This window comes from Enterobacter asburiae (genome assembly GCF_024599655.1).
Classification (GTDB): Bacteria; Pseudomonadota; Gammaproteobacteria; order Enterobacterales; family Enterobacteriaceae; genus Enterobacter; species Enterobacter asburiae_D.
Map to the genome: position 1 here is coordinate 1381178 of NZ_CP102247.1, position 15134 is coordinate 1396311.

At 54.5% G+C, this 15134-nt stretch carries 13 protein-coding genes and 6 tRNA genes; 10 read left to right on the forward strand and 9 right to left on the reverse strand.

Annotation, left to right across the window (positions count from 1 at the left end):
• Positions 1-56 precede the first annotated feature (56 nt).
• Both ligA and NQ230_RS06635 read left to right on the forward strand, forming a co-directional pair.
• Positions 57-2072: an NAD-dependent DNA ligase LigA gene (gene ligA / locus NQ230_RS06630; protein ID WP_121425213.1), complete on the forward strand. Its 2016-nt coding sequence runs from the start codon at positions 57-59 to the stop codon at positions 2070-2072.
• A gap of 1 nt (position 2073) precedes the next feature.
• Positions 2074-2289 (forward strand): DUF3820 family protein, encoded by a 216-nt coding sequence (locus NQ230_RS06635; RefSeq protein ID WP_121425215.1) that lies wholly within the window; start codon positions 2074-2076, stop codon positions 2287-2289.
• Here the strand turns inward: NQ230_RS06635 and NQ230_RS06640 are convergent.
• Positions 2286-3281, reverse strand: coding sequence for a bile acid:sodium symporter family protein (locus NQ230_RS06640; protein ID WP_023332950.1), 996 nt, complete (start codon positions 3279-3281; stop codon positions 2286-2288). The genes NQ230_RS06635 and NQ230_RS06640 overlap by 4 nt on opposite strands.
• An 89-nt stretch (positions 3282-3370) precedes the next feature.
• Between NQ230_RS06640 and NQ230_RS06645 the strand changes: the two genes are divergently transcribed.
• The gene (locus tag NQ230_RS06645; protein WP_257260509.1) at positions 3371-4306 is read left to right on the forward strand and encodes a LysR family transcriptional regulator; all 936 of its coding nucleotides are present in this window, start codon (positions 3371-3373) and stop codon (positions 4304-4306) included.
• On the opposite strand, the gene NQ230_RS06650 is transcribed toward NQ230_RS06645, so the two are convergent.
• Positions 4303-4641 (reverse strand): FlxA-like family protein, encoded by a 339-nt coding sequence (locus NQ230_RS06650; RefSeq protein ID WP_029740388.1) that lies wholly within the window; start codon positions 4639-4641, stop codon positions 4303-4305. The two genes, NQ230_RS06645 and NQ230_RS06650, sit on opposite strands and share 4 nt — an antisense overlap.
• Positions 4642-4848: 207 nt before the next feature.
• On the opposite strand from NQ230_RS06650, the gene xapA reads away from it, so the two are divergent.
• The 3 genes from xapA to NQ230_RS06665 all read left to right on the forward strand — a co-directional run bounded on the left by xapA (position 4849) and on the right by NQ230_RS06665 (position 7933).
• On the forward strand, positions 4849-5673 hold the full coding sequence (xapA, locus tag NQ230_RS06655) for a xanthosine phosphorylase (protein WP_257260511.1): 825 nt from the start codon (positions 4849-4851) through the stop codon (positions 5671-5673).
• A 51-nt stretch (positions 5674-5724) separates the two neighbouring features.
• Positions 5725-6981: a nucleoside permease gene (locus NQ230_RS06660; RefSeq protein ID WP_257260522.1), complete on the forward strand. Its 1257-nt coding sequence runs from the start codon at positions 5725-5727 to the stop codon at positions 6979-6981.
• 67 nt (positions 6982-7048) lie between these two features.
• Positions 7049-7933: a LysR family transcriptional regulator gene (locus tag NQ230_RS06665; protein ID WP_257260523.1), complete on the forward strand. Its 885-nt coding sequence runs from the start codon at positions 7049-7051 to the stop codon at positions 7931-7933.
• A gap of 43 nt (positions 7934-7976) precedes the next feature.
• On the opposite strand, the gene NQ230_RS06670 is transcribed toward NQ230_RS06665, so the two are convergent.
• The 4 genes from NQ230_RS06670 to NQ230_RS06685 all read right to left on the reverse strand — a co-directional run bounded on the left by NQ230_RS06670 (position 7977) and on the right by NQ230_RS06685 (position 8354).
• Positions 7977-8052 (reverse strand) — tRNA-Lys (locus tag NQ230_RS06670).
• Positions 8053-8056: 4 nt separating this feature from the next.
• Positions 8057-8132, reverse strand: a tRNA-Val gene (locus tag NQ230_RS06675).
• 29 nt (positions 8133-8161) lie between these two features.
• Positions 8162-8237 (reverse strand) — tRNA-Val (locus NQ230_RS06680).
• A gap of 41 nt (positions 8238-8278) precedes the next feature.
• Positions 8279-8354: transfer RNA gene (locus tag NQ230_RS06685), tRNA-Val, on the reverse strand.
• 258 nt (positions 8355-8612) lie between these two features.
• Here NQ230_RS06685 and gltX point away from each other — a divergent pair.
• Entirely contained in the window at positions 8613-10028 is a 1416-nt protein-coding gene (gene gltX, locus NQ230_RS06690) for a glutamate--tRNA ligase (protein ID WP_257260524.1), read from the forward strand.
• Between the two features lie 53 nt (positions 10029-10081).
• On the opposite strand, the gene NQ230_RS06695 is transcribed toward gltX, so the two are convergent.
• On the reverse strand, positions 10082-10465 hold the full coding sequence (locus NQ230_RS06695; protein WP_159514636.1) for a YfeC-like transcriptional regulator: 384 nt from the start codon (positions 10463-10465) through the stop codon (positions 10082-10084).
• A 1-nt stretch (position 10466) separates the two neighbouring features.
• Positions 10467-10829: a YfeC-like transcriptional regulator gene (locus NQ230_RS06700; protein ID WP_048992413.1), complete on the reverse strand. Its 363-nt coding sequence runs from the start codon at positions 10827-10829 to the stop codon at positions 10467-10469.
• 217 nt (positions 10830-11046) lie between these two features.
• On the opposite strand from NQ230_RS06700, the gene NQ230_RS06705 reads away from it, so the two are divergent.
• The 3 genes from NQ230_RS06705 (at position 11047) to NQ230_RS06715 (ending at position 13644) form a co-directional block, all read left to right on the forward strand.
• Positions 11047-11122, forward strand: a tRNA-Ala gene (locus NQ230_RS06705).
• A gap of 41 nt (positions 11123-11163) precedes the next feature.
• Positions 11164-11239 (forward strand) — tRNA-Ala (locus tag NQ230_RS06710).
• Between the two features lie 215 nt (positions 11240-11454).
• Entirely contained in the window at positions 11455-13644 is a 2190-nt protein-coding gene (locus tag NQ230_RS06715) for a sensor domain-containing phosphodiesterase (protein WP_257261321.1), read from the forward strand.
• A gap of 45 nt (positions 13645-13689) precedes the next feature.
• Here the strand turns inward: NQ230_RS06715 and NQ230_RS06720 are convergent, their stop codons facing one another.
• Positions 13690-14877: a NupC/NupG family nucleoside CNT transporter gene (locus tag NQ230_RS06720; protein ID WP_104950408.1), complete on the reverse strand. Its 1188-nt coding sequence runs from the start codon at positions 14875-14877 to the stop codon at positions 13690-13692.
• Positions 14878-15134 lie beyond the last annotated feature (257 nt).

Consider the following 15134-nt stretch of genomic DNA (forward strand, 5'->3'; position numbering starts at 1 on the left):
TTCAACTCCTCCTCAACCCCCGCCTGTCGGGGGTTTTTTCTCATTGATGGTGCGATATGGACTCAATCGAACAACAACTCACTGAACTGCGAACCACGCTTCGCCATCATGAATATCTCTATCATGTTATGGACGCGCCGGAAGTCCCGGATGCGGAATATGACCGCCTGATGCGCGAGCTGCGCGAGCTAGAGGCGCAGCATCCGGAGCTCATTACGCCGGACTCCCCCACTCAGCGCGTCGGCGCTGAGCCGCTGGGGGCGTTCAGCCAGGTGCGCCACGAGGTGCCGATGCTGTCGCTGGATAACGTCTTCGATGAAGAGAGCTTTCTGGCGTTTAACAAGCGCGTGCAGGATCGCCTGAAAAGCAGCGACTCCCTCACCTGGTGCTGCGAGCTCAAGCTGGATGGCCTGGCGGTCAGTCTTCTCTACGAAAACGGCGTGCTGGTGCGCGCCGCGACGCGTGGCGACGGCACGACGGGCGAAGACATCACCACCAACGTGCGTACCATCCGCGCGATCCCGCTGAGACTGCAGGGTGACAACATTCCTGCGCGTCTGGAAGTGCGCGGCGAGGTGTTCCTGCCCCAGGCGGGCTTCGAGAAAATTAACGAAGAGGCGCGTCGCACCGGCGGGAAGGTGTTTGCCAACCCGCGTAATGCGGCGGCGGGCTCTCTGCGCCAGCTTGACCCGCGTATCACCGCGAAGCGACCGCTTACTTTCTTCTGCTACGGTGTGGGGATTCTTGAGGGCGGCGAGCTGCCGGACACGCACCTCGGGCGTCTGCTGCAGTTTAAAGCGTGGGGCCTGCCGGTGAGCAACCGCGTTCAGCTCTGCGACTCGCCGGAAGCGGTACTGGCGTTCTACCACAAGGTGGAAGAGGACCGTCCGACGCTCGGGTTTGATATTGATGGCGTCGTCATCAAGGTGAATTCACTGGCGCTGCAGGAACAGCTGGGCTTTGTGGCGCGCGCGCCGCGCTGGGCGGTGGCGTTTAAGTTTCCTGCTCAGGAGCAGATGACCTTCGTCCGCGACGTAGAGTTCCAGGTCGGCCGTACGGGTGCCATTACCCCGGTTGCCCGTCTCGAGCCCGTGCAGGTAGCGGGCGTGCTGGTGAGTAATGCCACGCTGCATAACGCCGATGAAATCGAACGCCTGGGCCTGCGCATTGGTGACAAAGTGGTGATCCGCCGCGCGGGCGATGTGATCCCGCAGGTGGTTAACGTCGTGGAGTCAGAACGCCCTGCCGAAACGCGCGAGATCGTCTTCCCGACACACTGCCCGGTGTGCGGTTCTGACGTCGAGCGTGTGGAAGGCGAAGCGGTGGCTCGCTGTACGGGCGGCTTAATCTGTGGCGCGCAGCGTAAAGAGTCGCTGAAGCACTTCGTTTCTCGTCGCGCAATGGACGTCGACGGCATGGGGGATAAGATTATCGACCAGCTGGTTGAGAAAGAGTATGTCCACACGCCAGCGGATCTCTTCAGGCTGACGGCAGGTAAACTGACCGGTCTGGATCGAATGGGGCCAAAGTCAGCCCAGAACGTGGTGAACGCGCTGGAAGCCGCCAAAGAGACCACCTTCGCCCGCTTCCTGTACGCGCTGGGCATTCGTGAAGTGGGTGAGGCGACGGCCGCGGGCCTGGCGGCGTACTTTGGCACGTTGGAGGCGCTGGAAAAGGCAAGCATCGACGAGCTGCAAAAAGTCCCGGACGTCGGCATCGTCGTCGCCACGCACGTCTTTAACTTCTTTGCCGAAGAGAGCAACCGTGAAGTCATCGGCAAGCTGCTGGAGGAGGGTATCAGGTGGCCCGCGCCAGTGGTGGTTAACGCCGAAGAGATCGACAGCCCGTTCGCCGGTAAAACGGTAGTCCTGACCGGTAGCCTGAGCCAGCTTTCACGCGACGATGCGAAAGCGCGTCTGGTGGCGCTGGGGGCCAAAGTGGCGGGCAGCGTGTCGAAGAAAACCGACCTGGTGATCGCCGGTGAAGCGGCGGGTTCGAAGCTGGCGAAAGCCCAGGAGCTCGGCATTGCGGTGATTGACGAAGCGGAAATGATGCGTCTGTTAGGAGAGTAACGTGGAGAAAGAACAGCTCGTTGAGATCGCCAATACGGAGATGCCGTTCGGTAAATATAAGGGCCGCAGGCTGATTGATTTGCCGGAGGAGTATCTGCTGTGGTTTGCCCGCAAGGATCAATTCCCGGCAGGGCGGCTGGGCGAGCTGATGGCTATCACGTTACTGATCAAAACCGAGGGGCTGACCCAGCTGGTTCAGCCCCTGAAACGTCCTTAAGCCTTCGCGGCGCGGGTCTCTTCCTGCGCCAGCTTCTCGGTCTGGCGCTTGTAGCGACGCGCCAGCACCGCGCAGACCATCAGCTGGATCTGATGGAAAATCATCAGCGGCAGCACCATCATCCCAATCACCGAGGTCGGGAACAGAATGTTGGCCATCGGGATACCGTTCGCCAGGCTCTTTTTCGAACCGCAGAACACAATCGTAATTTCATCCGCTTTGTTGAAGCCGCACCTGCGTGCCACAAAGACGTTTACCGCAATCACAATCGCCAGCAGGACGATGCTGACCACCACGATAAACAGCAGCGAGCCTGCACCCACCTTGTGCCAGATCCCGTTCACGACCGCTTCGCTAAAGGCGGAGTAAACCACCAGGAGAATCGAGGTCTGGTCGGTTTTTGAAATCCATTTTTTATGCTTCGCCACAAACGCGCCGGTCCACGGTCGGGAAAGATGCCCCAGCACAAACGGCAGCAGCAGCTGCAGACAAATTTTGCCGACCTGCTCCAGGTTACCTTCCGCACCGTGCATGTTCATCAGCAGGCCCACCAGCAGCGGAGAGACGAAAATCCCTAACAGGCTGGAGGCGGATGCTGAACAAACGGCTGCCGCTACGTTGCCGCCTGCCAGCGAGGTAAAGGCGATGGCAGACTGCACGGTAGCGGGGAGAATGCACAGATACAGGAACCCGGTATACAGGGCTGGGTCGACATTGACCGGGGCCCACCAGGCAAACAGCACGCCGAGTATCGGGAACAGAATGAATGTGCTGCACATCACCCACAGATGCAGTCGCCAGTGTCCGCCGCCTGCGATAATGGCCTCGCGGGAAAGTTTTGCGCCATGCATAAAGAACAGCAGGGCGATGGCCGCCGTGGTCAGCCCTTCAAAGAACGGGACGAAACCGCCGCGGGCCGGGAAAAACGAGGCCAGCAGAACGGTAACTACGAGGGTAAGCGTGAACGGATCAAGAATACGAAATAGTTTCATAATGACTCCTGAAATCAGATATCGCTATTGTGCTTTTTTCCATTTGAGAAATAAAATTGATTTATTGCATCCATTCATGAATGAAACAGATGAATTATTCCTTACGTCAGCTTCGTATTTTCGTCACCGTTGCGCATGCCCGCAGCTTTAGCCGGGCAGGGGAGATGATTGGTCTGAGCCAGTCGGCGGTCAGCCACAGCGTGAAAGAGCTGGAGAATCAGACCGGGGTGAAGTTGCTTGACCGCACCACGCGCGAAGTGGTGTTGACCGAAGCAGGGCAGCAGCTGGCCCAGCGCCTCGAACGGCTGCTGGATGAGCTGAACAGTACGCTCAGAGACGTGGGGAGGCTGGGGCAGCAGCTTTCGGGGACCGTGCGCGTCGCGGCCAGTCAGACGATCTCTGCGCACCTTATCCCGCAGTGTATTGCCGAGGGCAGCCATCGCTACCCGGACATTGATTTTGTCCTGCATGACAGGCCGCAGCAGTGGGTGCTGGAGAGTATCCGCCAGGGAGATGTGGATTTTGGTATTGTTATCGATCCCGGCCAGGTGAGCGATCTGGCGTGCGAAAGCGTGCTTTCTGAGCCCTTTTTGCTGCTCTGCCGTGACGACGATCCGCTGGCCACGTTGCCGGAGGTCAGCTGGCCGTCCCTGCAGGGCGCGAACCTGGTTTTACAGGATTATGCCTCGGGCAGCCGTCCGCTGATTGATTCCGCGCTGGTGAATCAGGGGGTAAAGGCAGCTATCGTGCAGGAGATTGGTCACCCGGCGACGCTGTTTCCGATGGTGGAAGCCGGCATCGGCATCAGCGTCTTGCCCGCCCTGGCGCTTCCCCTGCCGCAGGGAAGCCGGCTGGCCGTCAGGCGATTAACGCCCGTTGTCGAGCGAAAGCTGATGCTGGTGCGGCGAAAAAATCGTTCACTCTCGGGGGCGGCGCAGGCTATCTGGGAAGTGGTGCGTATCCAGGCACAACGATTAACCGAAGCCCGCATACGCGACCCACTGTTTAACGCATCAGAAGATTAGATGTAGATATCAATCTGATTAGTGTCTGACGGGCTGTTCACCCCTTCCACTTTGCCCAGCTTTTGATCCTGCTTCTTCTGGGCCTCTTCGGCCTGCTGGCGCTGCAGCGCGGCGAGCTGCGCCTGCAGCACTTTGATCTGGGTCTGAATAAGTTCCTGCTGCTTCTTCTTCTCATCGGTGCTGACGGGACTGTTTGCCAGTTCTTTTAACTGCTGAGTCAGCTTTTTGATCTTGTCGAGAATGCGGGTGATTTGCGCAGAGATATCGTTACTGCTCGAAGTTCCACTCGCGCCGCTGGTTTGAATCTGTTGGGTTGAAGCCTGAATGGTCGTCATACTTTTTCCTCGCGTTATAAAACAGAGGTATCGGCACCGACGGGATTAGCTTGAGCAAAACTGCCATATCTGGCAGGGAGTTGCATCGATACACAATCAGTATTGATGGTGCGGTGAAAGTGTATTGGAGGTCACCGGCAGGCTGCGGATATAAGACGTAAGTCATGCGATCCCCGCTATCGCGATCTTAATCCTTAAGGAGCCTCTATGACCCTCTCGAATAACCCGTGGTACTGTGCCGATATCATTCGCGCCGCTAAGTCGAACTTCACGCCTCGCGTGGCGTTTATTCTCGGCTCTGGCCTGGGCGCGCTCGCCGACCAGATTGATGACGCCGTTTCTCTGAGCTACGAAAAGCTGCCGGGCTTCCCGGTGAGCACCGTGCATGGACATGCCGGCGAGCTGGTGCTCGGACATCTGGCCGGGGTGCCTGTGGCCTGCATGAAGGGGCGCGGCCATTTCTATGAAGGGCGCGGGATGACCATCATGACCGATGCGATCCGCACCTTTGCGCTGCTCGGATGCGAGTTGCTGTTTAGCACCAATGCAGCGGGCTCGCTGCGCCCGGAGGTTCAGCCAGGAAGCCTGGTTGCCCTGAGCGACCATATCAACACCATGCCGGGCACGCCGATGGTGGGGCTGAACGATGAGCGCTTTGGCGATCGTTTCTTCTCTCTGGCCAATGCTTACGACGCGGATTACCGTGCCGTTTTACAAACCGTGGCAACGAAAGAAGGCTTCCCGCTGCATGAAGGGGTGTTTGTCTCTTATCCCGGCCCGAACTTCGAGACGGCGGCCGAGATCCGCATGATGCAGATTATCGGCGGCGATGTGGTGGGGATGTCCGTGGTGCCGGAAGTGATTTCCGCGCGCCACTGCGGCCTGAAGGTCGTGGCCGTTTCTGCAATTACCAATCTCGCCGAAGGTCTGGGTGAGGTCAAACTCTCGCATGAACAAACCCTTGCCGCCGCCGAGCTCTCCCGCCAGAACTTTATCAATCTTATCTGCGGTTTTCTTCGCCATATTGCCTGAGTAAAACAATAAAGTGGCCCGCCAGGGCCACACTGCTATAAGGAATGGGTTATGAACATCACGACTCGCTTAAAGATGATGTCCTTTATGCAATATTTTATCTGGGGGAGCTGGCTGGTTACCCTGGGCGCTTACATGATCAACACCCTACACTTTACCGGCTCCGACGTGGGCATGGTTTACAGCTCCAAAGGACTTGCCGCGATCGTTATGCCTTCGCTGGTGGGGATTATTGCCGACAAGTGGCTGCGGGCCGACCGTGCCTACGTGATTTGCCACCTCGTCTGCGCCGTCGCGCTCTGCTATGCCGCGCAGGTCAATGAGCCCGGGCTGATGTTTTGGGTCATGCTGGTGAATGCGATGGCCTTCATGCCCACGATTGCGCTGTCGAACACCATTTCCTACTCCTGTCTTGAACAGGCAGGGCTGGATACGGTGAGCCATTTTCCGCGCGTGCGGGTGTATGGCACCGTGGGCTTTATTGCCGCGATGTGGGCCATAAGCCTGATGGGGGCGGAGCTGAGCAACGTGCAGCTGTATATAGCGGCTGCCGCGTCCCTGCTGCTGGCGATCTATTCTCTGACGCTACCGGCCATTCCGGTTGCGAAGACAAAAGCGTCTCCGTCTCTGACAAGCAAGCTGGGCCTCAATGCGTTTATCCTGTTTAAACAGCCCCGCATGGCGGTGTTCTTTTTATTCGCGATGCTGCTGGGCGCCGTGCTGCAGATAACCAACACGTTTGGCAGCCCCTTCCTGCATGATTTTGCGCGTAATCCGGCGTATGCAGATAGCTTTATCGTCAAATATCCGTCCATCCTGCTCTCCGTTTCGCAAATGTCTGAGGTGTTCTTCATTCTGACCATTCCGTACTTCCTCGGACGATTTGGCATTAAAGCCGTCATGCTGATGAGCATGGTGGCCTGGATGCTGCGGTTCGGGCTATTTGCCTTTGGCGATCCGTCCGCGACGGGCTTTGTGCTGCTCATGTTCTCAATGATTGTCTACGGCTGCGCGTTCGACTTCTTCAATATTTCAGGCTCGGTATTTGTTGAACAGGAGGTCAGCGCCGATATCCGCGCCAGCGCGCAAGGGTTGTTTATGACGACCGTTAACGGTATCGGGGCGTATTTTGGTTCGGTATTGAGCGGTATGGCAGTGGATTATTTCTCGGTGGACGGGGTGAAGGACTGGCAGACGATCTGGCTGGTATTTGCGGCCTATGCCCTGGCGCTTGCGGTGGTCTTTTACTTCAGCTTTAACTACCGCCACACCTGTAAAAACAGCGGGATGCGCACAGTTGCGCACTAAATTTTCCCTCCGGACGCTGAAAGGCTTTAAGGTAGGCGCATAAGTGTTATCGCCAGGATATGTTTTGATGGAACGCGTCTATCGGACCGATCTCAAGCTGCTGCGCTATTTTCTGGCCGTGGCGGAGGAACTGCATTTTGGACGGGCTGCGGCCCGTCTCAACATGTCTCAGCCGCCGTTAAGCCTGCATATTAAAGAGCTGGAAAGTCAGCTGGGCACGTTACTGTTTATTCGCCACTCGCGAAGCGTCGCGTTGACGCATGCCGGTAAAGTGCTGATGGAAGAGTCCCGTCGGCTGCTCGCCAGCGCAAACCAGGCTCTGGCTCGCGTCGAGCAAATTGGCCGGGGTGAGGCAGGGCGCATTGAGTTGGGGATTGTCGGCACCGCCATGTGGAGCGAGGTGCGCACGGTGATGCGCGCTTTCCTGAAAGAGCATCCGAACGTTGATGTCGTTTTTCGCGAAAAATCGCCGGTAATGCAGATGGCGCTGCTTGAGCGCCGGGAGCTGGATGTCGGGATCTGGCGAATGGCAACGGAACCTACCGCGGGGTTTACCAGCCTGCGGTTGCGTGAGGCGTCCTTTCTGGTGGCGATGCCGGAAGATCACCGGCTGGTCAGGGAGCCTTCCATTGCGCTCGCAGAATTGCAGGACGAGTATTTTGTCACGATGCCGTCGGCCCATTCTGACTGGGCATTTTTACATCGCGTCTGCCAGCAGGCCGGGTTTTCGCCGATGATTGTGCGCGAAGCCGTTGAACCACAAACTGTGCTGGCGATGATCAGCATGGGGATGGGGATTACGCTCGCCGCAGACAGCTACGCGCAAATGCAGTGGCCGGGCGTGGTGTTCCGCCCGCTGAAAGAGCGTATACCGGCAGATTTGTATGTGGTGTATGACGAGAAGCAGGCGACAGCTGCGGTGAAGACGTTGATTGCAACACTGGTGATGTAAATCGCAGATAGCAAAAAAGCGCCTTTAGGGCGCTTTTTTACATTGGTGGGTCGTGCAGGATTCGAACCTGCGACCAATTGATTAAAAGTCAACTGCTCTACCAACTGAGCTAACGACCCGAAATGGTGGGCGATGACGGGCTCGAACCGCCGACCCCCTCCGTGTAAAGGAGATGCTCTACCAACTGAGCTAATCGCCCATTTCGGAACTGCTGCGATAAGGTGAGAATGGTGGGCGATGACGGGCTCGAACCGCCGACCCCCTCCGTGTAAAGGAGATGCTCTACCAACTGAGCTAATCGCCCAATCTCAATTCTTATCTACACTGCGAGTCTACCGAAGTAGATGGTGGGTGATGACGGGCTCGAACCGCCGACCCCCTCCGTGTAAAGGAGATGCTCTACCAACTGAGCTAATCACCCCCGCTGTGTGGAGTCGCATTATAGGGAGAGTTGAAAATGAGTCAACGCATTTTCTAAAGTTTTTATTCGTTCGTCGTAAAATTAAACAAAACGATCGCGAAACGGGCTGTGGCGCATGATTTCTAAACAAAAATCGCAAACTCGGTCACGATAAAGGGATCAACATTGAGGAATCCCCCCACAGTGATAGAATATTGCCCATCGTTTTTTCCCCAGGATTTGCCGATTGCCGGCATCTTTATAACGTAAGGCCATTTCATGAAAATCAAAACTCGCTTCGCGCCGAGCCCGACAGGCTATCTGCACGTCGGTGGTGCACGTACCGCTCTCTATTCCTGGCTTTTCGCACGCCACAACAAAGGTGAGTTCGTGCTGCGTATTGAAGACACCGATCTTGAGCGCTCCACGCCAGAAGCAATTGAAGCCATTATGGATGGGATGAACTGGCTGAATCTGGAATGGGACGAAGGCCCGTATTTCCAGACTAAACGCTTTGACCGTTACAACGCCGTCATTGATGAGATGCTGGTCGCGGGCACGGCGTATAAGTGCTACTGCTCCAAAGAGCGTCTGGATGCGCTGCGTGAAGAGCAGATGGCAAACGGTGAGAAGCCGCGCTATGATGGCCGCTGCCGCCACGACCATAGCGAGCATGCTGCTGATGAACCTTGCGTGGTGCGTTTTGCTAACCCGCAGGAGGGCTCGGTGATCTTTGACGACCAGATCCGCGGCCCAATTGAATTCAGCAACCAGGAGCTGGACGATCTGATCATCCGTCGTACTGACGGTTCCCCAACCTACAACTTCTGCGTTGTGGTTGATGACTGGGATATGGAAATTACCCACGTTGTCCGTGGTGAAGACCATATCAACAACACCCCACGCCAGATCAACATCCTGAAGGCGCTGAATGCACCTGTTCCGGTCTATGCGCACGTCTCCATGATCAACGGTGATGACGGGAAAAAACTGTCTAAACGCCACGGTGCGGTAAGCGTTATGCAGTATCGCGACGACGGCTATCTGCCGGAAGCGCTGCTGAACTATCTGGTGCGCCTGGGCTGGGCCCACGGTGACCAGGAGATCTTCAGCCGCGAAGAGATGATCGAACTGTTTTCTCTGAGCTCTGTGAGCAAATCAGCGAGCGCATTTAATACCGACAAGCTCCAGTGGCTGAACCATCACTACATCAATACCATGCAGCCAGAATATGTGGCGACGTATCTGCAGTGGCACATTGAGCAGGCAAATATTGATACCCGCACCGGCCCTGAACTGGCGGAGCTGGTGAAACTGCTCGGCGAGCGCTGCAAAACGCTGAAAGAGATTGCCGAAAGCTGCCGCTACTTCTATGAAGAGTTTGATGCGTTCGACGCGGACGCCGCGAAGAAACACCTCCGTCCGGTTGCGCGTCAGCCGCTGGAAGTGGTGCGTGACAAGCTGGCTGCACTCACCGAGTGGACTGCTGAAAATGTGCATCACGCTATTCAGGCGACGGCAGACGAGCTGGAAGTCGGTATGGGTAAAGTCGGTATGCCACTGCGCGTTGCGGTGACCGGTGCGGGTCAGTCTCCGGCGCTGGATGTGACGGTTCATGCCATCGGCAAGTCACGCAGCGTGGCGCGCATTAACAAGGCGCTGGATTTTATCGCTGAACGTGAAAATCAGCAGTAATTACGCCTCAGATAAAAAAACGGCAGGGTAACCTGCCGTTTTTTTTATGCCTTTTATTCCGTGATACCCAGCCGCGTAAGAAAGCCATGTATGCCTTCGCGTTTCAATAAGGCGTCCAGACGCTTCTGCTCCGGCTGAGTCATACTCTCCAGCGTCTCAATAATGCCCAGAGACAGGTTTGAAGAGGGGTCACTGTAGGAAGTGGTGACCTCCGCGAGATGGTAGACCGCCTGACGGTTACGGATCGCCGGAAGGCTCATAATATGTTCCTTCACGCGCGCATCTACATGAATGAGCCGTGCCCGACCACCCTTCACGCCGTTGAGTCCTTCCGTTTTCCACCCCTGCTGGCGTATCCAGCGATTAACCGTTTGTCTGGCAACGCCCAAACTCTCCGCCAGCTCTTCCGTGGTCATTTTGCTACGTAATTTTTTCATATCAGTTCTGATCGCGAATCCCTAAACGTTGCAACAATCCGGTAATCCCTTCCCGCATTAACAGCGATGTCATCTGCTTCTGCTCTTCCGGCGTCATTTCATTGGCCAGCGTCAGGAGTAGGGTGTGAAGCGAACCGTCATGGCTGGTGCCTTCTGGCAGTTCGGACGTTTCACTTGCCCGACGTGCGCTGCGGATAAAGTCACGGACTTTTTCGTTCACATGTACCAGGCGCGCTTTCCCGCCCTGGACGCCTGGCTTTGGTGACGTAATCCAACCCTCTTTGCGTACCCATTTATTGATGGTCTGGCGGCTATAGCCAGTGAGGAGGGCTAACTCTTCTGGCGTCATTCGTTCCTTGATCATGCAATTTCCTGAATATCTGTGGGGTTAATTAACGGCTCATTTTATAGCACCGTTTTACGTGAAAACGTGACAGGCTTAACTCCTGACTGCGAGCAGGCTCGCAAAGTGATTCATTTGCATGATTTTTCGGCGATTGAATGGCTGGAATTGATTTTGCCGTTGACACTCCGCAGCGGAATTCATATTATGCCGCCCGTCAACATGACAGCTTTACGATGGGGCTATAGCTCAGCTGGGAGAGCGCTTGCATGGCATGCAAGAGGTCAGCGGTTCGATCCCGCTTAGCTCCACCAAACTCTGAACCCAACAGAGTGCGGTTAGTAAAGTCACATGTGGGGCTATAGCTCAGCTGGGAGAGCGCTTGCATGGCATGCAAGAGGTCAGCGGTTCGATCCCGCTTAGCTCCACCAAAATTGTAAACCCTCGTCAAAAGACGAGGGTTTTTTTTATGTGTTTGTAACACCCTCTCCCGTAATTTGTTATCAAAAAGCAGGTGTTCTCGTACCTCACCTCAATCGACATCAATAAACCAGTCTATAAATAGACTTGAACTTGATTCGTGCAATTAATAAACCTATTATCCATCCGGTCAATAATTCGAACGGATAATATACTCATCAGCTTAATGAATAGAAAAACGTACAATAATGTAAAGATATTTATAATTGCCCTGACACTTTGTCTGATTGCGGTACCTGTTTCCCGTTATCTTTCTCCCCGCGCAATTGTTAATGGTCACGACGTTTATTTAGCATGGCTACCGCTAAGCGTTATGCTGGCGGTAGTTCTGCTATTTGGGCGCAGGGCAATTCTTCCCATTTTGTTAGGTTTTACTGTCACTAATTTATTTTATGTTAATTTAGCACCGCTACAATATTCAGTATTGCTGTTTTGTCAGACCTTTGCGCTGTTCACGGCGTGCGGCGTTCTGCGCATCATGCTGGGTAAGCGTTGGCGCTACGGCATCCCCAATAAGCACATCGGTTTACGTATATTCTGGCTCGGTTTTATCGTGCCGATAGGTATTAAGCTGTCGATGTATTTGGCTGGCTATTTGTTTGATTTTCCGGTGACTATTTCGACCTTTTTCGGCGAAGGAACGGTAATTTATAACGTTGTGGATATACTGAGCCTGATCTGTGCGGCGTTGATTTTTACCATGATGTTCTATTACCCATTAAGAATGATAATTAATCCCCGTTATGCGAGGAGCTTCTGGCGGCAAAGCGTGAAGCCCGTGTTTTTTCACAAGAATTCGTTATATATTTTTGTCTGGCTGATGCTTTTAAGTTTCATTCTCGTCATTTTATGCGGTCCTTTTGAATCCCCCGTCATTGCGGGCTATTTGATGCCGCTGATTTTTATTCTTTTTACCTTAGCGATAAGCCGCCTGACCTACGCGCTTATCTCCCTGCTGTGGTCCGCATCCGCGCTCCTGCTGTTGACCTACAACTACAATTTCCTTAGCGGGGTGGAAACGGGCCATTCGCTCTCTTTTATCCTGTCCGTGCTTATCTCTTTCGCTATCTGTCTGCTTTACATGTCGCGGATCTATCAGCGTAGCGAATGGCTCAAGCGGGGCTGGCAGGACAGAGCGCTCACCGATCCGCTGACCGGGTTACCGAACATCCGTGCCCTGGAGGATTATCTTGAGATTCATCCGGATGCCAAAGTGTGCATTCTGCGCATGGATAATCTCGAATTTTTGAGCCGCCACTATGGGATCCTAATGCGTGTCCATTGCAAACGCACGATCGCCACGTCGCTGCAGCCACTTTTGCAGAAGGATGAGAAGCTCTTCCAGCTCCCGGGAAGCGAGCTGGTGCTGGTATTACTGGGGCCGGAAATTGCTGAACGTCTCCAGCATATGGTCGATCGGCTCAACAGCAGTAAGATTTTCTGGAACAACGCAGGGCTGGATATTGAGTTTGGCGCGTCCTGGGGAATGGTTGAAAATGGCGAAAAGCTGCATCATACGCTGGGGCAGCTGAGCTGGCTGGCAGAGCAGGCCAGCGGAGCGCAAAACGTTCTCGCACTCACGAATAGCCTCGAGGCGGCATCAGGGCAAACAACGGAGCGCGTCCTGATGCTGGCGCGGATTAAGCATGCCCTGGAGACGGATCAATTCCATTTATACGCGCAGCCGATCCAGAAGGCGGACGGGAGCGGGTATTACGAAATCCTGGCGCGTATGGAGAGCGAGGGCGAGATCTTCACTCCTGACCGCTTTATTCCGTTGATTGCCCAGTTCAACCTCAGCCACCGGTTTGATATGTGCATTATGGAGAAATTACTGCTGTGGCTGCGCGATCACCCTGCCACGCAGGCTGGCGCCCGTTTCTCTGTCAATCTGATGCCGCTCACGCTGATGCAAAAAGAGGTGGCGACCGAGATTTGCGCGCTCTTTGAACGCTACGGCGTTGCGCCTCAGGCCGTCGTGATTGAGATCACCGAAGAGCAGGCCTTCTCAAATTCAGGCTGCAGCATGCACAATATTCAGCAGCTTCGCGATTACGGTTTCCGGATTGCCATTGATGATTTTGGTACCGGCTACGCCAACTACGAGCGTCTCAGACGCCTGCAGGCAGATATCATTAAAATTGACGGCTGCTTTGTTAAAGACATTTGTACCGACGATATGGATGCGATGATCGTCCAGTCGATGTGTAATCTGGCGAAGACGAAATCGCTGTGCGTTGTGGCGGAATACGTAGAAACACCGGCCCAGCGCGAGATGCTGCTTCGCTTTGGCGTGGATTACCTGCAGGGCTACCTGATAGGTAAACCCAAGCCGCTGGAAGAGTTGCGGGCATAAAAAAACCGGGAGCCAGGCTCCCGGTTTTTTGTTTAACGATAAAGGTTACAGGACCAGTGCCGCGATGGAAGCAGACAGGACGCTCACCAGCGTAGAACCGTAAACCAGCTTCAGGCCAAAGCGAGAAACCACGTTACCCTGTTCTTCGTTCAGACCTTTAATCGCACCCGCGATAATCCCGATGGACGAGAAGTTCGCGAAGGAGACCAGGAACACGGACAGAATGCCCACTGCACGTGGAGAGAGGGAACTGGCAATTTTCTGCAGATCCATCATCGCAACGAATTCGTTAGAAACCAGTTTGGTTGCCATGATACTCCCTACCTGCAGCGCTTCGTGAGCCGGAACACCCATCACCCATGCAACCGGGTAGAAGATGTAGCCCAGAATTCCCTGGAAGGAGATACCCAGCACCGCGGCGAACAGGGCGTTCAGCCCAGAAATCAGCGCAATGAAGCCGATCAGCATGGCGGCAACGATAATCGCCACTTTGAAACCCGCCAGAATGTATTCACCCAGCATTTCGAAGAAGCTCTGGCCTTCGTGCAGGTTTGACATCTGGATGTTCTCTTCGCTGGCGTCAACGCGGTACGGGTTGATCAGCGACAGAACGATAAAGGTGCTGAACATGTTCAGAACCAGCGCCGCAACAACATACTTTGGCTCCAGCATGGTCATATACGCGCCCACAATAGACATGGAAACGGTAGACATTGCGGTTGCCGCCATGGTGTACATGCGGTTGCGGGACATTTTGCCGAGAATATCTTTATACGCGATGAAGTTCTCAGACTGACCGAGGATCAGGGAACTCACGGCGTTAAAGGATTCCAGCTTGCCCATGCCGTTCACTTTGGATAACAGGAAGCCAATACCACGAATAACGAACGGCAGAACGCGGATGTGCTGCAGAATACCGATCAGCGCGGAGATGAAGACGATTGGGCAGAGAACTTTCAGGAAGAAGAACGCCAGACCTTCGTCGTTCATCTTACCGAAGACAAAGTTGGTCCCTTCGTTGGCGAATCCGAGCAGTTTTTCGAACATTTCGGAGAAGCCTTTCACGAAGCCGAGGCCTACGTTGGAGTTCAGGAAGAACCACGCAAGTAAAACTTCAATGACCAGCAGTTGGACAACATAACGGATACGAATTTTTTTGCGGTCTGTGCTGACCAGCAATGCAAGTGCAGTAACGACAACAAGTGCCAGGACAAAATGAAGGACGCGGTCCATATTTGCTCCAAATATGAGGCAGGTTTAATTTTCGTGCACATTCTATGTAACAAGCGAAAAGAAAACGAGATCGAGGACACACTATAGTTACATCCTGTGACGAGTCTCAAAAATAGTGATCCACAATACATTTTTGTTATGTTAGGTAAATGAGTGAAAAGTTAAGTTTGTGTGCTAGTCTTCACAAAAAGCGCGCGCGATTTCAGTTTCTGTTAGATCGCACCACTTACCCGCCCGCCTATCGTTCAAAGCTATCA